This is a genomic window from Telluria sp. ZB4P34 (assembly GCF_059686055.1).
This window is the reverse complement of record NZ_JCASIF010000003.1, coordinates 214,192-240,938: the sequence shown is the minus strand read 5'-3', so window position 1 is coordinate 240,938 and position 26,747 is coordinate 214,192. Positions and strand designations below refer to the sequence as shown.

Sequence of the window (26,747 nt, the reverse complement as noted above, 5' to 3'; positions counted from 1 at the left end):
AGAGTGCAACCAACTGTAACAGTGGAAGCTGACGAACAACAAGAAATGCTATAGGGCATTTCAAAATGACAAGGCCGGGTTTCCCCGGCCTTGTTCAACATGCAATCAGCTTGACGTTCAGGCTGCGCGTGGCGCCGCTGCCGGCGCCCCGTGGAAGGACGCGACCAGGGTCGCTTCCTTCTGCTTGGCCGCCTTCAGGTGGCGTTCCTTCACGTGGCCGTAGCCGCGGATGTCTTCCGGGATGCTGGCGATCGCCACCGCCTGGGCCAGATTGTCGGGCGACAGCTTCGGCAGCAGCGCTTCCACGGTCCGGCGGTATTCGCCGATCAAGGCACGCTCGGTGCGGCGCTCGGCGGTGTAGCCGAACACGTCGAATGGGGTGCCGCGCAGGCGTTTCAGTTTTGCCAGCACGCCGAAGGCGCCCATCATCCACCCGCCGTACTCCTTCTTCAGCGCGCGGCCTTCCTTGTCGTGCTTGGCCAGCAGCGGCGGCGCCAGGTGGAACTTGAGCTTGATGTCGCCTTCGAACATGTTCGCGATCTTGGCCTTGAAGGCAGGATCGGTATGCAGGCGGGCGACTTCGTACTCGTCCTTGTAGGCCATCAGCTTGTAGAAGTAGCGCGCTACGGCTTCGGCCAGGCGCGAACCCTTGCCGAGTTTCGCTTCTTCGGCGCGCACCTGGTCGACGAATGCCTTGTACCTGGCCGCATACGCCGCGTCCTGGTAGGCGGTGAGCAGCGCCACGCGGCGCTTGATCACGTCGTCGAGGCTCTCGCTGCGCTTGAACTCGATCACCTGGGCCGGGGTGCTCAGCTTCGTCACCGAGGCCAGGTCGTGCGCGGCCGTGCGGCCCCAGGCGAAGGCGGCCTTGTTGAAAGCGACCGACACGCCGTTCAGTTCGATCGCCTTGAGCAGCGAGGCTTCCTGCAGCGGCACACGGCCCTTCTGGAAAGCATAGCCGAGCATGAACATATTGGTGGCGATCGCGTCGCCCATCAGGGCGGTGGCGATCTTGCCGGCATCGACGAAGTCGACATTGTCCGCGCCGCAGGCCTGCAGGATGGCGCCGCGCGAGCCTTCGGCCGGGAACTGCCAGTCCGGGTTCTTCACGAAGGCCGCGGTGGTGGCGCCGGTGGAATTCACGGCGGCCCAGGTGCGGCCCTCGCCCATGCGGCTCAGCGCATCGCGGGCAGCGGTGACGATCTGGTCGCAGCCGATCACGAGGTCGGCGCTGCCGGTGCCCACGCGGGTCGAGTGCAGGTCGGCCTGGTGCTCGGCAAGGCGCACATGCGACATCACCGGACCACCCTTCTGGGCCAGGCCCGACTGGTCGAGCACGAGCGCGCCCTTGCCTTCCACGTGGGCCGCCACCGCCAGGATCTGGCCGACGGTGACGACACCGGTGCCGCCGACGCCGGCGATCAGGATGCCGAAGGGTTCCGCGACCGACGGGATGTTCGGCATCGGCAGGCCAGGCGGGGTGGCGTCGGCCGTTGCCGCTTTCCTTGGCTTCTTCAGGCCGCCGCCTTCGACGGTGACGAAGCTCGGGCAGAAGCCGGACACGCACGAGAAATCCTTGTTGCACGAGGACTGGTTGATCTGGCGCTTGCGGCCCAATTCGGTTTCCAGCGGCTCGACCGACAGGCAGTTCGACTGCACCGAGCAGTCGCCGCAGCCTTCGCACACGGCTTCGTTGATGACGGCGCGCTTGGCCGGGTCGGGGAACTCGCCTTTCTTGCGGCGGCGACGCTTCTCGGAGGCGCAGGTCTGGTCGTAGATCACGGCAGACACGCCCGGCATGTCGCGCAGTTCCTTCTGCACGTCCATCAGTTCGGAGCGGTGGCGCACGGTGACGCCTTCGGCCCAGGCATAGTCGTCCGGGTATTTTTCCGGCTCGTCGGTGACCACGATGATCGGGCGCACGCCTTCGGCGGCGATCTGGCGCGTGATCATGCCTGGATCGAGCGGACCGTCGACGTTCTGGCCGCCGGTCATCGCGACCGCGTCGTTGTACAGGATCTTGTAGGTGATGTTGACCTTCGCGGCCACGGCCGCGCGGATCGCCAGGATGCCCGAGTGGAAGTAGGTGCCGTCGCCCAGGTTCACGAACACGTGCTTCTCGTCGGTGAACGGCGACTGGCCGATCCAGGTCGTGCCCTCGGCGCCCATGTGGGTGAAGGTCGAGGTCTCGCGGTCCATCCACAGCACCATGTAGTGGCAGCCGATGCCGGCCATGGCGCGCGAGCCTTCCGGCACTTTCGTGGAACTGTTGTGCGGGCAGCCGGAGCAGAAGTAGGGAATGCGGTCGGTTTCCGGATTCGCCTTGGCCGGAATTGACTTCAGCACCAGCTCCTTGTTTTCCAGGTAGGCGATGCGTTCCTTCACGCGCTGCTCGACCGGGTGGCCGGCGCAGTAGTGCGAGATGCGCGAGGCGATGGCGCGGGCGATCTGGGCCGGGTTCAGCTCGTAGGTGGCCGGCAGCAGCCAGTCGCCGTGGCCCATGCGGTCCTTGTTGCTCCATTCGCCGGTGTCGTCGAACTTGCCGACCACGCGCGGACGCTCGCCGTCCGGCAGGTTGTACAGGGCTTCCTTGAGCGCGTATTCCATCACCTGGCGCTTCTCTTCGACCACCAGGATCTCGTCCAGGCCGCGCGCGAACTCGTGCACGCCTTCGGACTCGAGCGGCCAGGTCATGCCGACCTTGTACAGGCGCAGGCCGATGTCGGCCGCCGCTTGCTCGTCGATGCCGAGGTCGGCCAGGGCCTGGCGGGTGTCGACATAGCTCTTGCCGGCGGTGATGATCCCGATCTTCGGCTTCTTGCTGTCCCAGATGATGCGGTTGAGCTTGTTGGCGCGCGCATAGGCCAGCGCGGCATACCACTTGAAGTTGCTCATGCGGACTTCCTGGTCCAGCACGGCGTCCGGCCAGCGAATGTTCAGGCCGCCAGGGGGCAGTTCGAAGTCGGTTGGCAGCGCAATCTGCACGCGGTCCGGGTCCAGGTCGACCACGGCGCCCGACTCGATGATGTCGGTGACGCACTTCATCGACACCCACAGGCCGGTGTAGCGGCTCATCGCCCAGGCGTGCAGGCCGAAATCCAGGTATTCCTGCACCGACGAAGGGTACAGGACCGGGATGCCGCAGTGGGTCAGGATGTGGTCGGACTGGTGCGCGGTGGACGAGGACTTGGCTGCATGGTCGTCGCCGGCCAGCACCAGCACGCCACCGTGCTGCGAGGACCCCGCATTATTGCCGTGCTTGAAAACGTCGCCGCAGCGGTCCACGCCCGGGCCCTTGCCGTACCACATGGCAAAGACGCCGTCGTACTTGGCGTCCTTGTACAGGTTGGTTTGCTGGGTACCCCAGACGGCGGTGGCCGCCAGGTCTTCGTTCATGCCCGGGTGAAACTTGACGTGGTGGGCGTCGAGGTGCTTCTTCGCCTTCATCGCGGTCTGGTCGACGGCAGTGACGGGCGAGCCGCGGTAGCCGGTGATGTAGCCGGCGGTATTCAGGCCAGCCTTCAGGTCGCGCTCGCGCTGGAGCATCGGCAGGCGCACCAGGGCCTGGGTCCCGGTCATGAACGCACGGCCGCGCTCGAGCGTCCACTTGTCGTCGAGGGTGATGTCGTGCTGGGGCAGCGCCAGATTGGCGCGCTCGAGGGGTGCGTTCATGCGGTGTCTCCAATAAATCGCCAGGGATTGCAGGACGCGCAAGGGCTCTTGAAGGCCATCTGGGACGCGCACGGCTGGGCTGGGCCCGCCTACTCCCGCAAGCCGCACAGTATAGTCCTGCCCATCCAGCATTAAATTCCAAACAATTCCCCCTGCCGGACAGTTTGCGCAATAAAATTGCCGTGTTCGCGAATCCACCGAGGAAAACATGTCAAAAATCGAGCTCGACAAGACCGACCGCAAGATCCTGGCAGTGCTGCAAACCGACGGCCGGCTGTCGAACCAGGACGTGGCCGAGCGCGTCAACCTGTCCCCCTCCCCTTGCCTGCGCCGCATCAAGCGGCTGGAAGAAGCGGGCGTGATCCGCCAGTACGTGGCCCTGGTGGACCCGGACAAGATCGGGCTGGGACTGCTGGCCTACGTGAACGTGCGGCTGGAAAAACACAGCGAAGTGGCGGGCGGCGCCCGCGGCGCACCCAGCCTGCCGGCGACCTCCCCGCGCAACGATTTTGCGGTGTCGGTGGGAACCTGGCCGGAGGTGGTGGCCTGCTATGCGATGACGGGCGAGATGGACTTCCTGCTGCGCGTGCATGTGGAAGACATGGACCATTTCTCGCGCTTCATGATGGGGACGCTGCTCAAGCATCCGGCGGTGCTGGATGTGAAGTCGAGTTTTGCGTTGCAGAGGATCAAGGAGACGACGGCCTTGCCCGTCGCCGGGTAGGGTGGTCGGCTCTGCCGACAGCGCGTTCAACGAAAATTGCACGCCATGGAGCAGGCCATTTCCGCATGATTTGAACGCGCGGTCGGCGAAGCCGACCACCCTACTTCCTGGGCGTCAGCCACTTCACCGCCGCCCTGGCATTCGCCTTGACGTTGTAGTCAATCATGGCCCACTGCTCCTCGATCGCCTCCGCCATCACGCTCGCCGGACTCGGTGGCGGCAGCTGGAGGTAGGCGTCGGCCTCGCCGTATTCGCGCTTGATCTCCATGCCGGCTTTCTTGGCAATGTGCATCATGGTCTGGTTCGAGGTCAGGCACTGCATGTACAGGGTGTCCACGTCGGCATTGCGGCAGTGGATCGCCGCGCGCTGGAACAGGCGCGAGCCGACGCCCTGGCCGCGCGCCGACTTCGACACCGATACCCCGAACTCCGCCACCCGCTCCTTGGCGGTCGGCTTGCCATGGTCGGCCTTGGCGAAGGCCAGGTGCCCCACGCCGACCAGCTGGAACACGCGGTTCACCACGCCGAACACGATGTCGTACCGGAAGTCGATGGTGCCCACGTACTTCGTGATGGCCTCGTCCGAGACGATGCTGCCGAAGCGCAGCAGGCGGTCACTGTCGTCGAGCGCCAGGAAGTGGCGCAGGATGCGGCGGCGGTCGCGCTCGCCCAGTTCCTTGACGAGCACGGTCGGACGGCCGGGCCGGCGACGCAGGGCAGCCAGGCGGCCGCCGACACCCCTCAACCAGCGGGTCAGGGAATTGTCCAGCATGGGATCAGCCTCTTGTGCAGTGCAACATAACGCGATTGTAGCGGATTCTCCTAGGGCGTGTCGTCGGTGGCGGGAGGGATCCACTGCGCGGCCGGACTGACCACGAACACGCCCTTGCCCGCCTGCTTGGCTTCGTACATCGCCTTGTCGGCCTCGGCCAGCAATGCGGCCGAGCCGCGCGCCGCGCCCGCGTGTCCGCGTGCGCTCGAGATGCCGATGCTGGCCGAGATCGAGACCGGGTTGCCGTCCGCCTCAGTCACCGAGCGGATCTGGTCGAGCGCGAGCTGGGCCACCCGCAGCGCGCCTTCGCGCGAGGCCACATCTTCGAGCATGATCACGAATTCGTCGCCGCCCAGGCGCGCCAGCGCATCCTCGGCGCGCAGTTTTTCCTGCACCCGGCGCGCCACCAGCTGCAGCACCAGGTCGCCGGTGGCGTGGCCGTAGGTGTCGTTCACGGCCTTGAAGCCGTCGAGGTCGATGAACATGATGACCACCACCGAGTTGCGCCGGTTGGCGCGCGCCAGCGCCCGTTCCAGCAGCCGGGTCAACTGGCGGTAGTTGATCAGGCCCGTCAGGCTGTCGTGCTGGGCCAGGCGCTCGAGCTGCTTCGACTGCGCTTCGAGTTCGCCGGTGCGCTCGGCCACCCGGCGCTCGAGGTTCTCGTTGGCGGCCTGCAGGCGCTGGTTGACGACGCCGATGATGCGGTAGCTGCGCCGCAGCCGCAGGCCGAAATAGGCCAGCAGGACCAGCAGCAGGGCCGAATAGGCGAACAGGTAGCCGCGGTAGCGCTCACGCACCGCCAGCGCGGCGTCGAAGGAGCGGTCGAACGCGCGCCCGAGGCGGTCGAGCGCCGCACCGGTGCCGGTGGCGGCGATCTGCGCTTCCAGCCGGTTTTCCAGCGGCCGCTTGCCGAGGATCACGCGCGAAGACCGGATCAGGGCGTCCATCTTCTCGACCACGGCTGGCGAAAAGGCGATTTCCTGGGCCGCGATGTCGCCCAGGGTTTCCTCGATGCGCGCGGCCAGCGGCGGGCTGGGTGCGACGTTGTAGCGCAGGATGTCGGTCAGCAGCGTATTCAGCGAGGCGTCCAGGCGCACCACCAGGCGCGCCGGCGCCAGCGCGCCCTCGATGCCGCCCAGCTCGGTCTTGAGGTCGGCCACGGCCGGCGGCAGGTAGTTCAGCGCCTCGCGCAGCGGCGGATTCTGGCGGCCGAACTGGATCGCCAGCAGTTCCTTGCGCTGCATGGCGTCGCTCAGCTGCACATGGGCGGTGCGCACCGGCGGGCTGTCGGCCTCGGAAACGGCCTCGCCGAGGCGGTTGACGAGCTCGCGCATGCGCGGCAATTGGGTGGTCAGCGGGGCGCCGGCCGGCGCGCGGCCGATGTGGGCGCGCAGGATGTTGGCATCCCATTCGGCGTCGAGCTTTTCCAGCTCGCGCAGGTTGAGCAACACGTCGTTGCGGATTTCCGGGTCGGCCGCTTCGGACCGGATGTACAGGAAAGCAAGCAGCAGGGCCAGCACCAGCACCAGCACGCCGGCCAGTTGCAGGCGGCGGCGCGGGGTCCAGCTTGCTACGCGCTGCGCCAGCATGGCAACCATCTTTCCTCCGTGACTTCACGTGTTCACATACGTTATCGGAGGAGCATAGCAAAACCGTGCGGATCAGCCGTGCACCGTAGGGGTGATCCAGTCCAGTGGACTGGATCACGCTTCGCCGACCGCGCGTTCAACCAGCGGCAAGATCATCGCGCGTGTTATTACATGCGCTAGCTATCACCGCGCGGTCGGCAGAGCCGACCACCCTACGGCACCCTTAAGGCCGCCTTCACCGCGGATACGCGCGCCGCGTGCACCGCCTCGGGAATCCGCTCGCGCCTGTCGGCGAAGCGCGCCGCGATCTCGCCGGCGTCGACGGCGCGCGCCGCCGCCAGGCCGCGCAGCAGGTAGGGCCGCTGCGGATAGTCCTGGAAGCGCATCGGGTGCTCCTCGTGCCCGCGCCCGCGCGAATCGCACTCGGAGGCCAGCAGCATGTGGGCGAAGCGCTCCGGCTTGCGGAAGGCGTCGCAGCGTTCGAACAAGCTGACAATGGTGTTCGGCCGCAGGTCCAGCGCGCGGCTCACGTTACCGTGCTCGCGCGTCGTCATCAGGGCCAGGTCGCGGCATTCGTTGGGCACCTTGAGGCGCTTGCACACCGCGGTGACCAGCTGCATACCGGTGAATTCGTGGCCGTGGTGGGCCGGCCAGGTCTCGCTCGGGGAGACGCCCTTGCCCAGGTCGTGCACCAGCGCCGCGAAGCGGATCTCGAGCGCATGGCCTTGTGAAGCCGCGTAGTCGATCACCAGCATGATGTGCACGCCGGTGTCGACTTCCGGGTGGTGCAGCGGCGGCTGCGGCACGCCCCACAACACATCGAGTTCCGGCAGGATGCGCGCCAGGGCCCCGCAGTCGCGCAGCACCGCGAACATGCGCGAAGGACGTTCTTCCATCAGCCCGCGCGACAGCTCCTGCCACACGCGCTCCGGCACCAGGGCGTCGACCTCGCCGGCGTCGACCATGTACTTCATGAGCGCCAGGGTGGTCTCGTGCACGCGGAAGTCGGGGAAACGCGCGGCGAAGCGCGCCAGGCGCAGGATGCGCACCGGGTCCTCGGCGAAGGCTGCGGAGACGTGCCGGAAGATGCGGCCCTCCAGGTCGGCCTGGCCGTGATAGGGGTCGACGATGCTGCCGTCCTCGGCGCGCGCCATGGCGTTGATGGTGAGGTCGCGCCGCACCAGGTCGTCCTCGAGGGTGACGTCGGGCGAGGTGTGGAATACGAAGCCGTGGTAACCCGGCGCGGTCTTGCGCTCGGTGCGGGCCAGCGCGTATTCCTCGTGCGTGTCGGGATGCAGGAAGACCGGGAAATCCTTGCCGACCGGGCGGAAGCCGCGCGCCACCATCTCCTCGGGCGTGGCGCCCACCACCACGTGGTCGCGGTCGGTGACGGGCCGGCCAAGCAGCTCGTCGCGTACGGCGCCGCCGACCACGTAGCTGCGCATGGTCATTCCTCGGGCAGTTCCAGGTCGTGCTGCGGGGTCGGATCGTTTTCGCGCATCGCTTCGTCGACCCAGCGCGCCACCGCCGGATGCGCCAGCACGCGCTCGCAATAAGCCTGCAGCGCCGGGGCCAGCGCCACGCCGTAGGTCTTGAAGCGGCACACCACCGGGGCGTAGAAGGCGTCGGCGATCGAGAAGTCGCCGAACAGGAAGCCGTGGTGGCCGAAGCGCGACAGGCAGTCTTCCCAGATCTCGCAGATGCGGCCGATGTCGGCCTGGGCGCCCGGCGTACGGCCACGGCCCGGCAGCCGGGCCTGGATGTTCATCGACATCGCGCTGCGTAGTTCGGCGAAGCCGGAGTGCATTTCGGCCACGATCGAGCGCGCCAGCGCGCGTGCGGCGACGTCCTGCGGCCACATGTGCTTGTCCGGAAACTGCTCGGCCAGGTATTCGGCGATGGCCAGGCTGTCCCAGATCGTCATCTCGCCGGCCAGCAGCACCGGCACCCGGCCCGCGTGCGAATAGCGTGCGATGTTGGCGGAGGTGTCAGGCTTGTCGAGCAGCACGCGGACTTCGGTAAACGGGATCCCGAAGGCCACGGCCGCCACCCACGGCCGCATCGACCACGACGATACGTTCTTGTTGCCGATGACGAGGGTCAAGCCCGGCTGGCGGGCCTGCTCGAGGGTGGAAGACAGGGTCGGGTCGAGTTCGATGGTCTGCATGGGGATCCTGTGGCAAAGCGGTCGTCGAAATGAGGTGAGCCGTGTGCGGCATGGTCGGCGTCAGCTTGATTCCCCGCGCATCCGCTGTCAAGACTTACATTGACAAATCGGCCATGCTGCCGGTCCGGGCAGCCCTCAAGGCAGGATCGACGCCCGCTCGCGCGGCTGCACGGGACGCAGGCGCGTCCGGATCGATTGCGGCTTGTTCTCGAAGACGGCGGCGTAATTGGTGGCATTGGCCATCACGTTGCGCACGTAGCCGCGCGTCTCCGAGAACGGGATGCTCTCGACGAACACGGCGCCTTCCATCGGCTGCGCCAACCGGCCGCGCCAGGCGCGCGCGCGCGACGGGCCGGCGTTGTAGGCGGCCGTCGCCAAAATCTCGTCGCCGTCAAAATTCTCCAGCACCATGTTCATGTAGTTGGCGCCGAGTGTGATGTTGGTCCGCAAATCGTTCAGCATGCCGTGCACGAAGTTGTTCATCCCGATCTTGGCCGCCACCCACTTGCCGGTGGCCGGCATCACCTGCATCAGGCCGGAGGCGCCGACGCCGGAGCGCGCATCGGTGATGAAGCGCGACTCCTGGCGGATCAGGCCGTACACCCAGGCCTTGTCGAGGCCCAGGCTCTGCGCGGTCGGTTGCAGGACTTCCAGGTGCGGCGCCGGGAAGCGCTGTGTGTAGTCGAGCTCGCTACGGGTGCGCAAGGAGGTCTCGACGGTGCGGTCGAGCAGGTCGTTGCGGCGCGCGAGTTCGCCGGCGGCCAGCAGCTGGCGGTCAGACATCCCGCGCAGCCCCCAGGTCCATTCGCGGTTGCCGTCCGCGCGCAGGCGCAAGGCGTAGAACTTCAGGGCGCGCTGCAGGCTCGGGTTGGCGCTCACCGAGGCCAGTTCGTCGGCGCTGATCGGCGCGGCCGGCGGCGGCGCCACCACCTGGCGGCCGAGATCGTCCAGCGCCAGCTGGCCATAGAAATTGTGCTGGCTGGCGATGCGCTCGAAGCCCGCGTGCGCTTCCACCATGCGTCCCTCGTGCTTGTCGGCGCGCGCCATCCAGTACACCCAGGCGCTGTCGGCGCGCAGCTGCGGCGGCATGGCATCGATGGTGGCGCGCACGGTCTTCCAGTCGCCGTAGCGCAGGGCGATGCGGGTTTTCCACTGCGCCTGTTCACTGGTGAGCCCGATGCCGTTGGTGCGCTGCCAATAGGTGGCGGCATCGGGCGACAGGGCGATCGAGGCGGCATGCGCGATGCTGGCCCAGCCGACGGCCCGTTCTTCCGCGCTCAGCTGTGGACTATTCTTTTCCAGCGCGACCGTGGCCAACTTGAGGCTGGTGCGCGCCATGCGCCCCACCGCTACCAGGTAGATGGCGCGCTCGGCGCGGCTCTTGCCGATGCCGCGCGCCATGGCTACCGCAGGCGTGTCCACCGCCTGGGCGGCGCGCGTATCCGACGCGCCGAGCAATGCGGCGGCGCGACGGGCCGGACCGGTGGCGTCGGCTTCGCCGGCGAGGCGCAGCTGCCACAGCAGGTCGTCTTCGCTGAACTGGCGGCTTTGCGCCAGCTGGGCGATGAGGGCGGAGCAGGCCTCGCCGTAGAAGTCGGGATTGAGCAGCGCCCCGCGGGCTTCCTGCGCGACCGCTTCTCCGCGGCTGGCGCGCGCCAGCAGGACATAGCAGCGCAGTTGCAGGTTGCTGCCGGCCAGCTGGCCGACTTCGCGCTCGAACGTGGCCCAGTCGCGCCGGCGGCCCAGTTCGAGCAGCCATTCGCTGCGCATCAGCTCCGCGGCGGCACTGCCTTCGTGACGGCGCAGCGCTTCGCGGATCTCGTCGGCCGTGGCGTCGCGGGCAATTCTGGGTTTCAGACGATAATAGTCGACATAGGATGCCAGCGGATAATTCGGCGGCAGGCGCGAGGCCAGCGCATTGGTGCGCGCCGCGTCGTTCTGGCGCGCCGCTTCGCGCAGCAGCATGAAGGTATCGTCGTCAGCGCGGCTGTCGACGGCGGGTGCGCCCGGCACGGCCGGGGCGCCGGCCGGCACCGCCGGGACGGACTGGGGTGCTTCAGGCGCTCCGGGTGCTTCCCCGGCACGGACGCTCGTGGAAGACAGCACCCACGCTGCACATGCAAGAACAAAGGCGATCGGCATGGCGCCGGTTGTCAATCTCGATTGAAACATCCACAACTCTCACTGTACGCTGCATTGAAACCATGACCGGCGAATCAAGAATACCATGTGCCCCAGGGCTACTGCCAGACGCAGGCGCACGCGCCGCGCTCGAGAAACCACAGTTGCGCCGCGCGCTGAAAGAACGGCGCCGCGCCATCGATCCGGCTACCCGGCGCGCCTGGGACGAGCGCATCGGCGCCCGGGTGCTCGCGTGGTGGGGCCAGGACCCGACCCAGGGGGCAAGCCTGGGCGTGTATTGGCCGCTCGCAGGCGAACCGGACTTGGGTCCAGCCTACGCGGAATTGGCCGAGGCAGGCGTACGGCTGGCCTTGCCTGTCGTGCTGGCGCGCGACACGGCGCTTGGATGGGCCGAATGGGTGCCGGGCGAGCCGACCGTGGCCGACAGCCTGGGCGTGGCGGTGCCGGCCGATCTGCGGATGGTGGACAGGCCGGATGCGCTGCTGGTGCCCTGCCTGGGCTTCGATGATCGGGGCTACCGGCTGGGGTATGGAGGCGGGTTTTATGACAGGACGCTGGCCCCGGCGCCGCGTCCGCGGACGCTGGGCATCGCGTATGCGTGCCAGCAGGCGCAGTTCGAGATCGGGGAATATGACATTCCGCTCGATGGAATTATCACGGAAGTCGGATAAAACCGGTTTAGTTGAATCGTAGGGTCGGCGGCTAAACCCGTGCGGATGAGCAGCCTTCACGTTGATGCCGCCCGCGCGTTCCACCAGCCGATGAGCAGACGCACGGGCAGCACTACCGGTGGTTGAACGCGCGGCCGGCAGACACGCCGGCGTGTCGCATGTTGACGGGTGGAGCCGCCCACCCTACACGGAGCGAGATCGCCTACTTCACCAGCCTTTGCCAGATCGCCGTGGTCGCCGCCGCCTGGTTCATGCTGTAGAAGTGCAGCCCCGGCGCGCCGCCCGCCAGCAGGCGTTCGCACAGGCTCGTCACCACATCCAGGCCGAAGGCCTTGATCGAGGCCGAATCGTCGCCGAAGCTGAGCAGCCTGTTGCGCACCCAGCGCGGGATCTCGGCGCCGCACATGTCCGAAAACCGCATCAGCTGCGTGTAGTTGGTGATCGGCATGATGCCCGCCACCACCGGCACGTCCACCCCCAGCTTGCGCGCATTGTCGACGAAGTCGAAATAGGCGTCCGCATTGTAGAAATACTGGGTGATCGCGGCATTCGCCCCGGCCTGGATCTTGCGCGCGAAGGCCTGCAGGTCATCCTGCGGGGACCTGGCCTGCGGGTGCATTTCCGGATAAGCCGCCACTTCGATGTGGAACCAGTCGCCCGTTTCCTTACGGATGAACTCGACCAGCTCGTTGGCGTAGCGGAATTCCCCGCCGCCGCCATAGCCGCTCGGCAGGTCGCCGCGCAGCGCCACCAGGCGGCGGATGCCATTGTCCTGGAACTGCTGCAGGATCGCGCGCAGCGAGTCGCGGGTGCCGCCGACGCAGGACAGGTGCGGCGCCGCCTCATGGCCCGCAGCCTTGATCTCGAGCACGGTCTGCAAGGTGCCCTGCTGGGTGGTGCCGCCGGCGCCGAAGGTCACCGAGAAATACTTGGGCTGCAATTCAGCCAGTTTCTGGCGCACGACACGCAGCTTCTCCGCACCTTCATCGGTCTTCGGCGGGAAGAACTCGATACTGAAATTAGGAGTTTCCATCTTTGTCTTTGAGGAGCAAGGTAGCGAGTGCCCACGAAATGATGCTGTACAGGATGGCCGCCAGGAAGGCCGCGCCGAACCCCTGCACGTCGAAACCATCGATCCAGCGCGACACCAGCCAGAACAGGAAGGCGTTGATGACGAGGATGAACAGGCCCAGCGAGACCACCGTCACCGGCAGGGTGAGAAGCACCAGGATCGGGCGGATCAGGGTATTGACCAGCCCCAGCACGAGCGCAGCGATCAGCGCGGTCGTGAAATTGGTGACGACGACGGAGGACAGCAGGTACGGCAGGGCCATCAGGGCCACGGCATTGATCAGCCAGGTGATAAGCAGGCGCATCGCATCGACTTTCGTGGGTACGCGGTACTTTCACGCGTGAAAGTACCGGCTGTTGAAAAAACGGGCGCGGGGTTGAATCAACGCCGCGCCCGCATTTAGCTACCGGATATCAATAACGGTAGTGGTCCGGCTTGTACGGACCTTCCTGCTTCACCGAGATATAGGCGGCCTGCTCTTCGGTCAGCGTGGTCAGCTGGGCGTTGAGCTTCTTGAGCTGCAGGCGGGCAACCTTTTCGTCCAGGTGCTTCGGCAGGGTGTACACGCCGACCGGGTACTTGTCGGTATTGGCGAACAGTTCGATCTGGGCGATGGTCTGGTTCGCGAACGAGGAGCTCATCACGTAGGACGGGTGGCCGGTACCGCAGCCGAGGTTCACCAGGCGGCCTTCGGCCAGCAGGATGATGCGCTTGCCGTCCGGGAAGATCACGTGGTCGACTTGCGGCTTGATGTTGTCCCACTCGTACTTCTTGAGCGCCGCGACTTCGATCTCGTTGTCGAAGTGCCCGATGTTGCAGACGATGGCCTGGTCCTTCATCTTGAGCATGTGCTGCTCGGTGATGACATGGTAGTTGCCGGTACAGGTGACGAAAATGTCGCCGTGTTCGGCGGCGTAGTCCATGGTCACGACGCGGTAGCCTTCCATCGCGGCCTGCAGGGCGCAGATCGGATCGATCTCGGTGACCCACACTTGCGCCGACAGCGCGCGCATGGCCTGGGCCGAGCCCTTGCCCACGTCGCCGTAGCCGGCGATCACGGCGATCTTGCCGGCGATCATGACGTCGGTCGCGCGCTTGATGCCGTCCACCAGCGATTCGCGGCAACCGTACAGGTTGTCGAACTTCGACTTGGTGACCGAGTCGTTGACATTGATCGCCGGGAAGGCCAGCTTGCCTTCCTGGTGCATCTGGTACAGGCGATGCACGCCGGTGGTGGTTTCCTCGGTCACGCCAAGAATGCACGGCAGGCGCTTCGAGTACCATGAGGGATCACGCGCCAGGCGGCCCTTGATCGAGTTGAACAGGCAGATTTCTTCTTCCGAACCCGGCTTGTCCAGCACCGAGATGTCCTTCTCCGCGCGCACGCCCAGGTGCAGCAGCAGGGTGGCGTCGCCGCCGTCGTCCAGGATCATGTTGGCGTGGGTCGCAGCCGATCCATCGCCCGGCCATTCGAAGATGCGGTGGGTGTATTCCCAGTACTCGTCCAGGGTCTCGCCCTTGACGGCGAACACCGGGGTGCCGACCGAGGCGATGGCGGCGGCGGCGTGGTCCTGGGTCGAGTAGATGTTGCACGATGCCCAGCGCACTTGCGCGCCGAGGGCTTCCAGGGTGCGGATCAGGACCGCGGTCTGGATGGTCATGTGCAGCGAACCGGCAATGCGCGCGCCCTTGAGCGGCTGGGCGCTAGCGTATTCCTCGCGGATCGCCATCAGGCCCGGCATTTCGGTTTCTGCAATGCGGATTTCCTTCTCGCCCCAGCTTGCCAGGGAGATGTCTGCGACGTGGAAATCGTTGAGGTCTTTGAGTACGGCGTTCATCACGCCCTCCTTTCAATGGTTGAAAAAAGTAACGTGAGCGCAGTGTTGATGATCCGAGCCTGGCGAAGAGGAATCTCTTCGTCGCAACGCTCCTCGGAATCGGCAAGTTTACCACGAGTGGCGGCGCATTGGGCGGCCACTGTTGTTCACCTGCCCCGCCCGCATCCATGAGGCGGGGGCGGGGGCGGGGACGGCAGGCTCAGGACAGGCCGGCTTCGGCGCGCAGCAGCGCCGCCTTGTCGGTACGCTCCCAGGTGAACTCCGGCTCTTCGCGGCCGAAGTGGCCGTAGGCCGCGGTCTTGGCGTAGATCGGGCGCAGCAGGTCGAGCATCTGCACGATGCCTTTCGGGCGCAGGTCGAAGTGTTCCATCACCAGCTGGGCGATCTTCTCGTCGGAGATGACGCCGGTGCCTTCGGTGTACACGGTGATGTTGATCGGGCGGGCCACGCCGATGGCGTAGCTGACCTGCACCTGGCACTGGCGCGCCAGGCCGGCGGCCACGATGTTCTTGGCCACGTAGCGCGCGGCGTAGGCTGCCGAACGGTCGACCTTGGACGGATCCTTGCCCGAGAACGCGCCGCCGCCGTGCGGGGCTGCGCCGCCGTAGGTGTCGACGATGATCTTGCGGCCGGTCAGGCCGCAGTCGCCCTGCGGGCCGCCGATGACGAAGCGGCCGGTCGGGTTGACCAGGAACTTGGTGCCTTCCAGCCATTCGCGCGGCAGGACCGGCTTGATGATCTCTTCGATGACCGCTTCTTCGATCTGCGAGTGCGAGATTTCCGGTGCGTGCTGGGTGGACAGCACGACGGTGTCGACCGCCACCGGGCGGCCGTCGACGTAGCGCAGGGTGACCTGCGACTTGGCGTCCGGGCGCAGCCACGGCAGGCGGCCGTCCTTGCGCAGCTGCGACTGGCGTTCGACCAGGCGGTGCGAATAATAAATGGCGGCCGGCATCAGCTCCGGGGTCTCGTCGCAGGCATAGCCGAACATCAGGCCCTGGTCGCCGGCGCCCTGGTCGAGGTCCAGGCCCGCGCCTTCGTCCACGCCCTGGGCGATGTCCGGCGACTGCTTGTCGTAGCAGACCATCACGGCGCAGCCCTTGTAGTCGATGCCGAAGTCGGTGTTGTCGTAGCCGATGCGCTTGATGGTGTTGCGCGCCACCTGGATGTAGTCGACGTTGGCGTGGGTGGTGATTTCACCCGCCAGCACCACGAGGCCCGTGTTGCACAGGGTTTCGGCAGCGACGCGTGCGCGCGGGTCCTGTTCCAGGATGGCGTCGAGGATGCTGTCGGAAATTTGGTCGGCAACCTTGTCGGGATGGCCTTCGGAAACGGATTCGGACGTGAAGAGATAGTCGTTGGACATGGTGGCTCCATTACTGCTGTGTTTTATACGTGCCGCAGCAACGGATGCCTGCGACGCTTTAGCGACATTTATATTCCGCTTCGCAAGTTGTCTGTTAACTCGGCGGATCCTGCATAAAGTGGTATTTTACGCTTCCTTCGAGAATTTTGCTCTACGGGGCAACGCTCTTTCAACCCTGGTCAATCGCATGTTAGTTTCTTTATTCCGTGCACTATCGGTATTTCCGTTGCCGTTACTGCATGCCCTTGGCGCGGCCCTCGGCTGGCTCGTGTATATCGTTTCCGGCTCCTACCGCCGGCGCCTGCGCGCCAACCTGGCGCAGGCGGGTTATGAAGGGCAGCTGAACGCCGCCGTCGCGGAAGCCGGCAAGGCCATCATCGAGCTGGCCTTCGTCTGGTGCGCCGACCCGAAACGCGTGGCGCGCCATGCCAGCGTGGAGAACTGGGACCTGGTGCAGCAGCGCCTCGACGCCGGTCGCGGCATCGTGTTCCTGACCCCGCACCTGGGCTGCTTCGAGATGACGGCCCAGCAGATCGCCCTGCAGACGGCGCTCACCGTCATGTACCGCCCGCCGAAGAAAAGCGCCCTCAAACCGCTGGTCGAAGGCGCCCGCGCGCGCCACAACCTCAAGCTCGCGCCCGCCACCCTCAGCGGCGTGCGCATCCTGGCCAAGACCCTCAAGGGCGGCGAACCGATCGGCCTGCTGCCCGACCAGGTGCCCCAGGAAGGCGAAGGCGTGTGGGCGCCGTGGTTCGGCCGCAGCGCCTACACCATGACCCTGCCCGCAAAACTGGCGCAGCTGGGCAGGGCCGACATCCTGCTGGTCTATGCCGAGCGCCTGGCGCGCGGGCGCGGCTACGTGGTCCGCTTCGTGCCCTTCGAGGGCAGCCTGGAAGGCAGCGCCGCGGACCAGGCGGCGGCCATCAACCGCGCCATGGAGCAGCTGATCGCGCGCTGCCCGGCGCAGTACTTCTGGAGCTACAACCGCTACAAGCAGCCGGATGGCGTGGCCGGCCCGGAAAGCGGGGCGGCGGCATGAGGCTCCTGCTCGGACTCCTGTGGCTGCTGCACTTCCTGCCGCTGCCGATCCTGGGGCGCCTGGGCGAAGCGGTCGGCAGCCTGATGTTCCGCATCATGGGCAAGCGCCGCCGCATCACCCTGACCAACCTGCGCCTGTGCATGCCCGAGCTGCCGGACAGCGAGCGCCATGCGATCGCGAAGCAGCATTTCCGCGCCTACGCGCGCAGCATTTTCGAGCGCTCGATCCTGTGGTGGGCGCCGGAAGCGCGCGTGCGCAGCTATATGCATGTCGAGCCGGCGGTGCCGCAGGCCGAGATGGAAGCCGGTCCGACCATCCTGCTGTGCCCGCACTTCGTCTGCCTGGACGTGGCCGGCGTCGCTTCGCGCGTGATCCCGATATGCAGCATGTACGTGCCGCAAAAGAACGCGGCTTTCGACAGGCTGCTGCGCCACGGCCGCGAGCGCTACGGTCCGGTGCGCCTGGTGACGCGCAAGGAAGGCATCAAGCCGATCCTGCGCGCGCTGCGCGACGGCCTGCCCTACTTCATGCTGCCCGACATGGATTTCGGCGAGAAGGATGCCGAGTTCGTGCCCTTCTTCGGCATCCCGGCCGCGACGCTGACCGCCCTGGGCCGCATCGCCGCGACCACCGGCGCCAAGGTGATCCCGGTGGTCGCTACCTATTTGCCGAACTACCGGGGCTGGCGTGTGCGTTTCTACCCGGCGTGGGAGAATTACCCGGGCGAGGACATGGTCGAGGCCACCCGCCGCATGAACGCCTTCATCGAAGAGCGCGTGCGCGAAGCGCCGGCGGAATACTTCTGGACCCATAAGCGCTTCAAGACCCGCCCGCCGGGTGAGCCCTCCTTCTATGATTGATTAAGTTGCGCTTATCCATTCGAGATTTGATTAAGCAAAACTGAAACTAGCCGCCAAAGAATGAAACTGAAATTCACCAAGATGCACGGCGCGGGCAATGACTTCATCGTCATCGACGCCATCCACCAGGACGTGAACCTGAGCACGGCGCAATGGCGCCGGCTGGCCGACCGCCGCTTCGGCATCGGCGCCGACCAGATCCTGGTGGTCGAGCGGCCGTCCAGCGCCGGCGTCGACTTCCGCTACCGCATCTTCAACAGCGACGGCGGCGAGGTCGAGCAGTGCGGCAACGGCGCACGCGCCTTCGCCCGCTTCGTCAGCGACAAGGGTTTATCCGATGAGCGCAGCATCCGCGTCGAAACCATGAAAGGCATCATCGCACCGCGTCTCGAAGACGATGGCAGCGTGACGGTGGACATGAGCGCGCCGCGCCTGGATCCGGACGAGGTGCCCTTCGGCAGCGCCGGCCTGGATGGCCGGACCGAAGGGGAAGACACGACCTGGCCCCTGCCGGTGGGCGGCAAGACCGTGTTCGTGTCGGTGGTCTCGATGGGCAACCCGCATGCGGTGCAGGTCGTCGACGACGTCGACACCGCGCCGGTCGACACCATGGGGCCGGCGATCGAGACCCACGCGCGCTTCCCGAACAAGGTGAATGCCGGCTTCATGCAGGTGCTGGACCGCCACCACATCCGCCTGCGCGTGTTCGAACGCGGCGCCGGCGAGACCCTGGCCTGCGGCACCGGCGCCTGCGCCGCCGTGGTGGCCGGCATCCGGCGCGGCCTGCTCGATTCGCCGGTGCGCGTAGCGGCCCGTGGCGGCGAGCTCAGCATTGCGTGGGCGGGCGTGGGTGAACCGGTCTACCTCAGCGGACCGGCGGTGACGGTGTTCGAAGGCGAAGTCGACGTCGACACCGACGTCTGAATCCAGGACAATCGATGGGAGACATGCCATGCGACGCCTGACTGTTTTCTCCAGCATGTTGTTGGGCTTGCTTTGCATGCCAGTGGCGGCGCAAGCCGATGGCGCCAAGACATTTCAGCAGTTGCAAAAGCTGGTCGGCAAATGGGAAGGCGCATCGCCCGGTGGCCAGCCGGTGCGGGTCGAGTACCGTTCCATTTCGGCCGGCACGGCATTGTTGGAAATCTGGCAACCGGGTACAGCGCGCGAAACCATGACCGTGTACCACCTCGACGGCGACACGCTGCTTGCCGATCACTTCTGTGCCCAGGGCAACGTGCCCAGGCTGGCGATGACGTCCGCCAGCGCCGACGGACGCGTGCGCTTCCGTTTCCGCGACGGCGCCAATCTGCGCGTCGCCGGCAAATCGCATCAGCACCTGATGTCCCTCCACCTGCTCGGCCCGGACAAGCTGGCCCTCGACGGGACGTATGCGCCGAATGGTGCAACCGAGGCCGAGCTTGCATCGGCCGCGCCCGACCCGACCCTGCTCCTCTCGCGCACGCCGGCAAGCCGCTGAATGAGCGGCGGCGTGACGGAACGGCTTGCCCGGCTCCAGTCCCTGGTCGCGACCGACGCACGGCGCATGCGGGTCCTCGCCGTAGTCCGGGAGCTCGGCCTGCCGGATTGCTGGGTAGCTGCCGGTTTCGTGCGCAGCCTGGTCTGGGACCATGCGCATGCCCGGGCCGAATCGCCGCTGCCCGCGGATATCGATGTGATCTGGTTCGATCCGGCACGGCGCGCAGCGGAGCAGGACGCGGCGCTGGAACAGGCACTGAGGGCACGCGACGCCACACTCGGCTGGTCGGTGAAGAACCAGGCGCGGATGCACCGGCGCAACGGTGACAGGCCGTACCGGTCGGCGACGGATGCGATGCGGCATTGGCCGGAAACCGCGACCGCCGTGGGCCTCCGGCTGGATGCCCACGGACATCTCGCGATCGCGGCTCCCTACGGCCTGGACGACCTGTTCGAGCTGGTCGTGCGTCCGACCCCAGGTTTCCAGGACCTGAAAGCTGCTGCTTACCTCGAACGGCTACATGCCAAACGATGGCAGGCCCGCTGGCCGCGCCTGAGGCTGCTGGCGCCGGATGGTGATGCTTCCCGGGCGCCGCCCGGCAGCGGACCCGCCGCCTGAAAGGGCAGCTTCGACGTCGTCGACCTGGGCTACCAAGTCGACCATGGCCGCCTCCTTCCATCAGGTTCATCCTTTGCGCACTGGTATGCCAGGCATTCAGGCACTTGCCATCGAATCGATCCGCAGCTCGGAAAGCATACGCACGACCAGTTCGGCATCGGACTGCTGATCGCCTTGCGGAGCACAGGCTTCCCCCAGCGGAGCGCCTTGGACCCGACGATCATGCCGCCAGTCCGATCTCGGCTGTCCCCTCGCCCTCTTCCTCGCCTCTGGCAGGCGCACCCAGCAAAGTGCGCAGCCGGTACAGGCGCTGGCGGTAGTTCCCTTCCGGCCCCGACGGGCCGCAATCGATCCCTTCGAACAGGCGAGCGATGCGGTCGAGCGCATGGCGTTCCTGCGCCGTTTCGACCAGTACCAGGCGGCGCTTGCTGCGCCCGTAGCTGGCGCGGATGTCGATCACCAGGCAGTGGCCATGGTCGGCGGCGGGCACGTCGAGCAGTAGTGCCTCGGCCCGCGACAGCCCGAACAGCGCCGCCAGTTCGATCCGCGCGTGCAGCAGCGGATGCGCATGCAGCAGCTCCTCGCGGCCGGCCAGCAGGCTGCCGGTTTCCACATAGGGCGGCGTGGACAGGCGCGGCGCGATCTTGCGCAGCAGCGCCGCCGCTTCGGCACTGCCCTGGGTGGCCGCCTTCTGCAGCCAGTAAGCCGCCGCCACGTCCTTGCTTTCGCTCTCGCGGCGCGCGCGCCAGGCGTTGTGGCCGCATTCGAGCTGGGCGTCGCGATAGCCCATCTCGGCCGCACGCTCGAGGTAGCGCTGGGCATCGGCAACGTTGCGCTGCGAGAACTCGGGCTTCACGTAGATGCGCGACAGCGCGTACCAGGCCTGGGCCAGGCCCTGCTCGCCGGCCAGCGTCAGCCAGCGGACCGCCTTCTTGAAGTTGGCGGCCCCGCCGCCGCTGGCGATGCGGTGGCCGTCGATGTCCATGCGCGCGCAGCGCAGGCCCATGGCCAGCTGGGCATGGCGGTCGTGCTCGGCCGCGGCCAGCTCCCAGAAGCACCAGGGCTCGTCCGGCGCCGGTACGGCGCCTTGCGGCTCCGCGTCGCGCCCGTCGGCAAGCCGTCCTTCGTCCAGCAGGCGCGCTACGCGCGACAGCAGCGTGATGTCGCCCGGCGCCAGCCGGTGCACCCCGTCCTGGCCGGCCGCGGCGCGCACCATGACGCGCGCCAGCGGCAGCGCGCGCGCCAGGTAGTCGTCCCGGTGTCCGGCTTCCCAGGCCTGCTCGAGCACGGCAGCCTGGGCCTCGGCCACGCCGCTGTCGGCCCCGCGCCGCGGCCACGGATGAGACAAAACCGGGGACATAACCGGGGCCGAGACCGGGACGGCGGCCGGCGCCACGGCCGCCGCCGCGCCCGCCGTGTGCATGGGTGCGGCATCGCGCCGGCGTGCCAGCAGCCACTGGGCATCGGGAAAGCCGGCGCGGGCGGCGTCTTCGAGCGCCCGCAGGGCTTTGGCTGCGACCGGCTCCGCGGCCGGGGCGGCGCCAGGACCGTCGCCCAATACCAGTTGGGCGAACACGAGACCGGCACGGACGCTGCCGTCGTCGTAGGCCCGCTCGTACCAGGGCGCGAGCGTTGCTGCGCTGGCCCGCGCGAGCGCCAGCGGAATATGGTTACCTGTTAGTTGCCACGCCTGCCGGCACTCCTGGCGCGCGGCGCGTTCGAGCCAGTGCAGTGCGGTGGGCAAGCTCTGTGGCAGGCCGGCGCTGCCGAACAGGTAGAGCTTGCCCAGTTCGAGCTGGGCAGCGGCCTGCCCGGCGCGGGCATGTCGGATGATCGCCAGTTCTTCGCGGTTAGCCATGCTTGCTTGTCATGGTGTGGAAAGGCCGGTGCGACTGCGCTAGAGAAGGGGCCAAGCTTGATTTACAAATTTACAATAACTTTCTTCACCGCCGCCGTACACTGCTTGGTGTGACGCAGAGTCTACGGCCTGGCCATCCCCGTTTCGGAGCAATCTCCGGCTTTCTTGAGGCGGCGCAAACCGGTCGCTAAGGCGAACCCGTCCGTATTCGGGAGAAATTTGTTACATGGGATTGACACGCGTTTCAAAAAAACAACAGCACGATTGGATTTATTGGCTTTCCACCAAGTGCGCCCGTCATAATTGACAAAACCAACAATCTTGACGAGTCAAGCATTGAAGGTGCAGTTATCCGGACATTCAGCTGAAGCCTCAATGCCGGGGATACTGAGATTTACATAGAGCAAAAGGAACACGAATAATGAAGCACTCCCTCCTGTCCGTCGCACTGCTTGGCGCACTCGCTGCCGGCACCGTGCACGCACAAACCTCGGTCCAGATCTACGGCACCATCGATGCCGGCATCGTCAAGCGCAGCGGCCAGAGCCTCAACATCGGCAAGCGCGCTTCGAACACCCTGGGTTTCAAAGGGACTGAAGAACTGGGCAACGGCCTCAAGGCCCTGTTCCAGCTGGAAGCACGTTACGAGCCGGACACCGGCACTCCCGAAATCGGCGGCAACGGCGCCCAGCGTCCGATCTTCCAGGGCCAGACCCGCGTCGGCCTGCAGGGCGACTTCGGCATGGTGCGCATCGGCCGCGGCCTGACCCCATACTTCGAAACCGTGGGCGCCTTCGAGCCCTTCCACGCATCGCCGAGCCCGGCCGGCTTCTGGACCGACCTGGCCGTCGCCGGCTACAACGCACAGCCGCTGGACGTGGCTGGCTACTCGAACAACCGCTTCTCGAACGGCGTCTGGTACAACTCGCCGGTCACCAGCGGCTTCCAGGTGAACGCAGCGGTCGCCACCAAGGAAGGCGGCAGCGGCCCGGCAGTCATCGGCCGCGGCACCGCAGCCGCTCCGCAATACCCGGCGGGCGCGGAAGCATCGACCAATCCGTTCTCGATCACCGGCACCTACAACAACGGCCCGGCAGCCTTCATGGCTGGCTACGAGCGCAACGCCATCGAGTCGAAGGTCTGGTCGATCGGCGCGTCCATTGCCGCCACGCCGGAACTGAAGCTGATGGGCCTGTACTCGAAGCAGGACCAGGAACACAACCGCTTCGCCAATGCCAATACCAAGGCATGGGTGCTGGGCGCCAACTACACCATGGGCCCGGGCAAATTCCTGGCAGGTTATGGTCAGAAAGACACCGATGGCCTGCAGAAGGTCAAGCAGCTGTCACTCGGCTATGAATACAGTCTGTCGAAGCGTACCTACCTGTACGTGGACGCATCGCGCAAGAAAGGCCTGACCACCCTCCCGTCGACGGTCAACCACTACGATGTGGGCGTGAATCACTCGTTCTAAACCCGTATTCCGGCTGAGCATGCGGGCGTCTAGCCCGCCGTTCGCCGCCGGGGCGGACATGGGCAACCATGCCCGCCCTTGTCGTTTCAATTCGATAAATGTAGTTTTTAAGCAACGCCAGCCAAGGCGCCTGCCCAACGTGCGTCCAGAATCTGTACAGGGCACTGAAGCAATGGCATATTGGCACGTCGCGTAAAAAAACGCTCGTTCGCAAATTACTTGGAGACGCAATGAAGAAAAGTATCCTGGCCGCGCTGCTCGGCACCTGTTTCGCAACCTCGGCCTTCGCGCAGACCAGCGTGCAAATCTACGGCATCGCCGACGCCGGTGTGATGTGGCAGAAAGGCGGCCCGACCAAGATCTTCAGCGGCGGCGCCGACGGCTCGCGCATCGGTTTCAAGGGCACCGAAGATCTGGGCAATGGCTACAAGGCCATCTTTAACCTGGAAGCCCGCGTCGAACTCGACACCGGCACCCAGCAGCCGACCCTGATGAACGACAATCCCGGCCTCTACCTGCTCAAGGGCATGGACGCCATCCCGGCAGCAATCCGCGGACGCCTGCAGAGCCTGATCCAGCCGCCGGGCGGCCCGGCCGTCAACCAGGAGCGCGCACTGTTCGACCGCACCGCGATGGTCGGCCTGATCACCCCGGTGGGCGCCGTCCTGCTCGGCCGCATGTACACCCCGGGCTATGAAGTCTTCAACATGGCCGACACCTTCGAGTCGGGCACGGCCGGCACCTGGGGCCACATCACCGGCGGCACCGCCGGCTTCACCGCACTGGGCGCGGACATTCGCTCGCAGGAAGCCATCCAGTACCGCATCGCCCTGCCGAACGGCATCGGCGCATCGCTGATGTACGGTCCGAAAGGTTCGGGCTACCTGGGCCGCTACAACAAGTTCCGCGCTGCCGCCGTCACCTACAAGGCCAACGGCTACGACGTGGGCCTGGGCTACAACCACGGCTACGACCAGCAGAACCGTCCGAGCCTGCGCACCCTGACCGTGGGCGGCTCCTACACCCTGAACGACACCTGGAAACTGTTCGCCGGCTTCCACAGCCAGCGCAACCAGAACTCGGCCCTGCTGGCCGACTACATCGGCGGCTGGGACACCGGCGTGACTCCGGTGCTGGCCCAGCAAGGCGTGCCGGCGGCAAACCAGGCTTTCCTGCGCAACGTGTTCGTGACCAACATCACCCGCAACACCCAGCAGGATGCACGCAGCTGGCAAGCCGGCGCCCACTTCAAGCTGGGCAGCGGCCGCATCATGGCGTCGTACGCGCACCAGGATGACCGCCTGGCGTCGAACAGCGATGCCGACCTGTACGCAATCGGCTACGACCACTTCCTGTCGAAGCGCACCGACCTGTACACCGTCGCCGCCATCATCCGCAACCAGAACGACGGCCAGTACGCACCGGGCACCGCCGGCAATCCGGGCGGCTTCACCAAGCGTCCGGGCGAAGACGGCCGCGCGCTGCAAGTCGGCATCCGTCACCGCTTCTAAGCACTGCCCTTCCAGAAGAAGGCAGCAACAGAGACGCCCTGCGGGGCGTCTTTTTTTATACCTCGTCGACATCTGGCCGTCAGGTAAAATGGCGGACGAACTTTTTCACTCCGCACACTTCATGACCACCGAACCGTTCGACGCCAACGCCGTCGCCCAATACCTCATCGACCATCCGCAATTCTTCGAGGAGCACGCCGGCCTGTTGGGCCAGGTGAAGCTGTCGAGCCCGCTGACCGGGCGCGCCGTGTCGCTGCAGGAACGCCAGATGGAGGTGATGCGCGACAAATACCGCATCCTCGAACTGCGGCTGGCCGAGCTGACCCGCCGCGCCGAGGAAAACCACGCGATCGCCAACCGCTTCCACGCCTGGAACCAGGCCCTGCTGGCCTCCGCGGGCGGCGCCGCGATCGCGCGCGACCTGGTCGACGCGCTGCGCACCGAATTCATGGTGCCGCAGGTGACGCTGCGCCTGTGGAACCTGGCGCCGGAATTCGCCGATGCCTGGTTCGCCAGCGGCGTGTCGAGCGACGCCAGGCTGTTCGCCGAGAGCCTGCGCGCGCCCTACTGCGGCCTGAACAACGACTTCGAGGCGGTGCACTGGCTCGACGATCCGGCAGCGGTGCGCTCGACCGTCCTGATGCCGCTGAGCCTGGACGGCAAGGCCTTCGGCCTGCTGGTGCTGGGCGCGCCGAACGACGACCGCTTCACCGCGACCATGGCGACCGACTTCCTGGCCCACATCGCCGCCACCGCCAGCACCGCGCTGGCCTCGCTGCGGGCCTGAAGCCATGGACGCGGCGCCCCGGGACCTGGCCGCACGCTACCTGGGCGAGCTGGCCACCCAGCGCCAGCTGTCGCCGCACACGGTCGCGGCCTATCGCCGCGACTTGCAGGAACTTGCCCAACTGGCCGGCCATGACAACTGGCCGGCGCTGACCCACCACGACATCCGCCGCTTCGCGGCGAAACTGCACGCCGGCGGCCAGTCGGCGCGCTCGATCGCGCGCAAGCTGTCCGGCTGGCGCGGCTTCTACGACTGGCTCTCCAGCCAGGTGGCCTTGCCTGCCAACCCGGCCGAGGGCGTGCGCGCCCCGCGCCGCCCCAAGACCCTGCCCAAGGCCCTGTCGGTCGACGACGCGGTGCAGCTGATGGAGGCGCACGCCCACGGCCACCCGGAACCGGCCGAGCTGTGCGACCGCGCCATGTTCGAACTGCTGTATTCGAGTGGCCTGCGGGTGTCGGAACTCGCCGGCCTCGACATGGTCTATACCGAGGGCGGCAATGGCGCATTGGGCAAACCTGCTTCCGCTTCGCTCGGCTGGCTCGACCTGCAGGCCGGCGAGGTGGTCGTCACCGGCAAGGGCCGGCGCATGCGGCGCGTGCCTGTCGGCGGACCGGCGCGCACGGCGCTCTCGGCCTGGCTGGCCGTGCGTTCCGCCGCGCGCGACGGCAGCGCCGCATTGTTCCTGTCGGCCCGCGGCCTGCGCATCACGCCGCGCGTCGTGCAGAACCGCCTGAAGGCGCATGCGCTGCGCGCAGGCACGCCGGTGCACGTCCACCCGCACGTCTTGCGCCATTCCTTCGCCTCGCACGTGCTGCAGTCGTCAGGCGACTTGCGCGCGGTGCAGGAGCTGCTCGGGCACGCCAGCATCACCTCGACCCAGATTTACACGGCGCTCGATTTCCAGCACCTGGCCGCCGTGTACGACAAGGCGCATCCGCGTGCGAAGGCGAAGTAATACCATAAAAAAGAGCGTCCAACAGAGCTGCCAGGGCAAGGCGCATTGTCGCAGTGGCGGACCACGAAGACAGTACGCCAGTACGGCGAGACGAATGCAACGCAGCCATGGCGGCTCTGTTCGACGCGACCTGAGCATTGTCAAGACGCTGC

Annotated in this window: 22 protein-coding genes and 1 riboswitch; of the genes, 11 read left to right on the top strand and 11 right to left on the bottom strand. The window is 66.5% G+C overall.

Translation table 11 applies throughout. The annotated features are described in order from the left end of the window. Positions 1 to 117: 117 nt before the first annotated feature. Entirely contained in the window at positions 118 to 3,672 is a 3,555-nt protein-coding gene (locus AC56KL_RS08020; protein WP_497179634.1) for an indolepyruvate ferredoxin oxidoreductase family protein, read from the bottom strand. Positions 3,673 to 3,880: 208 nt separating this feature from the next. On the opposite strand from AC56KL_RS08020, the gene AC56KL_RS08015 reads away from it, so the two are divergent. Beyond that, the gene (locus AC56KL_RS08015; protein ID WP_258826547.1) at positions 3,881 to 4,396 is read left to right on the top strand and encodes an Lrp/AsnC family transcriptional regulator; all 516 of its coding nucleotides are present in this window, start codon (positions 3,881 to 3,883) and stop codon (positions 4,394 to 4,396) included. Between the two features lie 100 nt (positions 4,397 to 4,496). Here AC56KL_RS08015 and AC56KL_RS08010 read toward each other — a convergent pair whose 3' ends face one another. The 5 genes from AC56KL_RS08010 to AC56KL_RS07990 all read right to left on the bottom strand — a co-directional run bounded on the left by AC56KL_RS08010 (position 4,497) and on the right by AC56KL_RS07990 (position 11,030). Further along, positions 4,497 to 5,168: a GNAT family N-acetyltransferase gene (locus AC56KL_RS08010; protein ID WP_497179633.1), complete on the bottom strand. Its 672-nt coding sequence runs from the start codon at positions 5,166 to 5,168 to the stop codon at positions 4,497 to 4,499. Between the two features lie 50 nt (positions 5,169 to 5,218). Next, a complete protein-coding gene (locus tag AC56KL_RS08005) occupies positions 5,219 to 6,766 on the bottom strand; it encodes a DAHL domain-containing protein (protein ID WP_497179632.1) in 1,548 nt (515 codons plus the stop codon). Between the two features lie 203 nt (positions 6,767 to 6,969). Then, positions 6,970 to 8,202: a multifunctional CCA addition/repair protein gene (locus tag AC56KL_RS08000; RefSeq protein WP_497179631.1), complete on the bottom strand. Its 1,233-nt coding sequence runs from the start codon at positions 8,200 to 8,202 to the stop codon at positions 6,970 to 6,972. A 2-nt stretch (positions 8,203 to 8,204) separates the two neighbouring features. After that, the gene (locus AC56KL_RS07995) at positions 8,205 to 8,924 is read right to left on the bottom strand and encodes a glutathione S-transferase family protein (protein WP_497179630.1); all 720 of its coding nucleotides are present in this window, start codon (positions 8,922 to 8,924) and stop codon (positions 8,205 to 8,207) included. Between the two features lie 135 nt (positions 8,925 to 9,059). Next, on the bottom strand, positions 9,060 to 11,030 hold the full coding sequence (locus AC56KL_RS07990; RefSeq protein ID WP_497179629.1) for a lytic transglycosylase domain-containing protein: 1,971 nt from the start codon (positions 11,028 to 11,030) through the stop codon (positions 9,060 to 9,062). 98 nt (positions 11,031 to 11,128) lie between these two features. Here AC56KL_RS07990 and AC56KL_RS07985 point away from each other — a divergent pair, with 98 nt between their 5' ends. Then, positions 11,129 to 11,737, top strand: coding sequence for a 5-formyltetrahydrofolate cyclo-ligase (locus AC56KL_RS07985; RefSeq protein WP_497179628.1), 609 nt, complete (start codon positions 11,129 to 11,131; stop codon positions 11,735 to 11,737). A gap of 202 nt (positions 11,738 to 11,939) precedes the next feature. Here AC56KL_RS07985 and metF read toward each other — a convergent pair whose 3' ends face one another. The 4 genes from metF to metK all read right to left on the bottom strand — a co-directional run bounded on the left by metF (position 11,940) and on the right by metK (position 16,013). Then, positions 11,940 to 12,770 (bottom strand): methylenetetrahydrofolate reductase [NAD(P)H], encoded by an 831-nt coding sequence (gene metF / locus AC56KL_RS07980; RefSeq protein WP_497179627.1) that lies wholly within the window; start codon positions 12,768 to 12,770, stop codon positions 11,940 to 11,942. Next, a complete protein-coding gene (locus tag AC56KL_RS07975) occupies positions 12,757 to 13,113 on the bottom strand; it encodes a phage holin family protein (RefSeq protein WP_497179626.1) in 357 nt (118 codons plus the stop codon). The genes metF and AC56KL_RS07975 overlap by 14 nt, the downstream gene beginning before the upstream one ends. A gap of 109 nt (positions 13,114 to 13,222) precedes the next feature. After that, positions 13,223 to 14,647, bottom strand: a complete 1,425-nt coding sequence (ahcY, locus tag AC56KL_RS07970; RefSeq protein ID WP_497179625.1) for an adenosylhomocysteinase — start codon at positions 14,645 to 14,647, stop codon at positions 13,223 to 13,225. A gap of 28 nt (positions 14,648 to 14,675) precedes the next feature. Next, a riboswitch (S-adenosyl-L-homocysteine riboswitch) is annotated at positions 14,676 to 14,748 on the bottom strand. A 98-nt stretch (positions 14,749 to 14,846) separates the two neighbouring features. Beyond that, positions 14,847 to 16,013, bottom strand: coding sequence for a methionine adenosyltransferase (gene metK / locus AC56KL_RS07965; protein WP_497179624.1), 1,167 nt, complete (start codon positions 16,011 to 16,013; stop codon positions 14,847 to 14,849). 187 nt (positions 16,014 to 16,200) lie between these two features. Between metK and AC56KL_RS07960 the strand changes: the two genes are divergently transcribed. Genes AC56KL_RS07960 through AC56KL_RS07940 form a run of 5 tightly spaced genes read left to right on the top strand, consistent with a single transcriptional unit; the run spans position 16,201 to position 20,010 of the window. After that, positions 16,201 to 17,052: a lysophospholipid acyltransferase family protein gene (locus tag AC56KL_RS07960; protein ID WP_497179623.1), complete on the top strand. Its 852-nt coding sequence runs from the start codon at positions 16,201 to 16,203 to the stop codon at positions 17,050 to 17,052. Beyond that, complete coding sequence (locus tag AC56KL_RS07955; protein ID WP_497179622.1) at positions 17,049 to 17,912, top strand: LpxL/LpxP family acyltransferase; 864 nt, start codon at positions 17,049 to 17,051, stop codon at positions 17,910 to 17,912. Before AC56KL_RS07960 ends, AC56KL_RS07955 begins: the two co-directional genes overlap by 4 nt. A 60-nt stretch (positions 17,913 to 17,972) precedes the next feature. Further along, entirely contained in the window at positions 17,973 to 18,836 is an 864-nt protein-coding gene (gene dapF, locus AC56KL_RS07950) for a diaminopimelate epimerase (RefSeq protein WP_497179621.1), read from the top strand. A gap of 28 nt (positions 18,837 to 18,864) precedes the next feature. Further along, positions 18,865 to 19,392, top strand: coding sequence for a hypothetical protein (locus AC56KL_RS07945; RefSeq protein ID WP_497179620.1), 528 nt, complete (start codon positions 18,865 to 18,867; stop codon positions 19,390 to 19,392). Beyond that, positions 19,393 to 20,010: a nucleotidyltransferase family protein gene (locus tag AC56KL_RS07940; protein WP_497179619.1), complete on the top strand. Its 618-nt coding sequence runs from the start codon at positions 19,393 to 19,395 to the stop codon at positions 20,008 to 20,010. 220 nt (positions 20,011 to 20,230) lie between these two features. Here the strand turns inward: AC56KL_RS07940 and AC56KL_RS07935 are convergent, their stop codons facing one another. Further along, positions 20,231 to 21,868: a tetratricopeptide repeat protein gene (locus tag AC56KL_RS07935; protein ID WP_497179618.1), complete on the bottom strand. Its 1,638-nt coding sequence runs from the start codon at positions 21,866 to 21,868 to the stop codon at positions 20,231 to 20,233. A 421-nt stretch (positions 21,869 to 22,289) separates the two neighbouring features. Here AC56KL_RS07935 and AC56KL_RS07930 point away from each other — a divergent pair, with 421 nt between their 5' ends. From AC56KL_RS07930 to xerC, 4 genes are all read left to right on the top strand, one after another. After that, entirely contained in the window at positions 22,290 to 23,342 is a 1,053-nt protein-coding gene (locus AC56KL_RS07930; RefSeq protein WP_497179617.1) for a porin, read from the top strand. A gap of 230 nt (positions 23,343 to 23,572) precedes the next feature. After that, complete coding sequence (locus AC56KL_RS07925; protein WP_497179616.1) at positions 23,573 to 24,853, top strand: porin; 1,281 nt, start codon at positions 23,573 to 23,575, stop codon at positions 24,851 to 24,853. 121 nt (positions 24,854 to 24,974) lie between these two features. After that, positions 24,975 to 25,640 (top strand): DUF484 family protein, encoded by a 666-nt coding sequence (locus AC56KL_RS07920; RefSeq protein WP_497179615.1) that lies wholly within the window; start codon positions 24,975 to 24,977, stop codon positions 25,638 to 25,640. A 4-nt stretch (positions 25,641 to 25,644) separates the two neighbouring features. Continuing rightward, on the top strand, positions 25,645 to 26,595 hold the full coding sequence (gene xerC, locus AC56KL_RS07915) for a tyrosine recombinase XerC (protein ID WP_497179614.1): 951 nt from the start codon (positions 25,645 to 25,647) through the stop codon (positions 26,593 to 26,595). Positions 26,596 to 26,747: the final 152 nt, after the last annotated feature.

Bases quoted from the DNA above. Each gene is read 5' to 3' on its own strand.
- AC56KL_RS08010 (WP_497179633.1), bottom strand. From the start codon at position 5,168: ATGCTGGACAATTCCCTGACCCGCTGGTTGAGGGGTGTCGGCGGCCGC.
- xerC (WP_497179614.1), top strand. From the start codon at position 25,645: ATGGACGCGGCGCCCCGGGACCTGGCCGCACGCTACCTGGGCGAGCTG.
- AC56KL_RS07995 (WP_497179630.1), bottom strand. From the start codon at position 8,924: ATGCAGACCATCGAACTCGACCCGACCCTGTCTTCCACCCTCGAGCAG.
- AC56KL_RS07925 (WP_497179616.1), top strand. From the start codon at position 23,573: ATGAAGAAAAGTATCCTGGCCGCGCTGCTCGGCACCTGTTTCGCAACC.
- AC56KL_RS07920 (WP_497179615.1), top strand. From the start codon at position 24,975: ATGACCACCGAACCGTTCGACGCCAACGCCGTCGCCCAATACCTCATC.
- AC56KL_RS07945 (WP_497179620.1), top strand. From the start codon at position 18,865: ATGCGACGCCTGACTGTTTTCTCCAGCATGTTGTTGGGCTTGCTTTGC.
- AC56KL_RS08020 (WP_497179634.1), bottom strand. From the start codon at position 3,672: ATGAACGCACCCCTCGAGCGCGCCAATCTGGCGCTGCCCCAGCACGAC.
- AC56KL_RS07960 (WP_497179623.1), top strand. From the start codon at position 16,201: ATGTTAGTTTCTTTATTCCGTGCACTATCGGTATTTCCGTTGCCGTTA.
- AC56KL_RS07975 (WP_497179626.1), bottom strand. From the start codon at position 13,113: ATGCGCCTGCTTATCACCTGGCTGATCAATGCCGTGGCCCTGATGGCC.
- dapF (WP_497179621.1), top strand. From the start codon at position 17,973: ATGAAACTGAAATTCACCAAGATGCACGGCGCGGGCAATGACTTCATC.
- AC56KL_RS07985 (WP_497179628.1), top strand. From the start codon at position 11,129: ATGACCGGCGAATCAAGAATACCATGTGCCCCAGGGCTACTGCCAGAC.
- metF (WP_497179627.1), bottom strand. From the start codon at position 12,770: ATGGAAACTCCTAATTTCAGTATCGAGTTCTTCCCGCCGAAGACCGAT.
- ahcY (WP_497179625.1), bottom strand. From the start codon at position 14,647: ATGAACGCCGTACTCAAAGACCTCAACGATTTCCACGTCGCAGACATC.
- AC56KL_RS07940 (WP_497179619.1), top strand. From the start codon at position 19,393: ATGAGCGGCGGCGTGACGGAACGGCTTGCCCGGCTCCAGTCCCTGGTC.
- AC56KL_RS07930 (WP_497179617.1), top strand. From the start codon at position 22,290: ATGAAGCACTCCCTCCTGTCCGTCGCACTGCTTGGCGCACTCGCTGCC.
- AC56KL_RS08015 (WP_258826547.1), top strand. From the start codon at position 3,881: ATGTCAAAAATCGAGCTCGACAAGACCGACCGCAAGATCCTGGCAGTG.
- metK (WP_497179624.1), bottom strand. From the start codon at position 16,013: ATGTCCAACGACTATCTCTTCACGTCCGAATCCGTTTCCGAAGGCCAT.
- AC56KL_RS07955 (WP_497179622.1), top strand. From the start codon at position 17,049: ATGAGGCTCCTGCTCGGACTCCTGTGGCTGCTGCACTTCCTGCCGCTG.
- AC56KL_RS08000 (WP_497179631.1), bottom strand. From the start codon at position 8,202: ATGCGCAGCTACGTGGTCGGCGGCGCCGTACGCGACGAGCTGCTTGGC.
- AC56KL_RS08005 (WP_497179632.1), bottom strand. From the start codon at position 6,766: ATGGTTGCCATGCTGGCGCAGCGCGTAGCAAGCTGGACCCCGCGCCGC.
- AC56KL_RS07935 (WP_497179618.1), bottom strand. From the start codon at position 21,868: ATGGCTAACCGCGAAGAACTGGCGATCATCCGACATGCCCGCGCCGGG.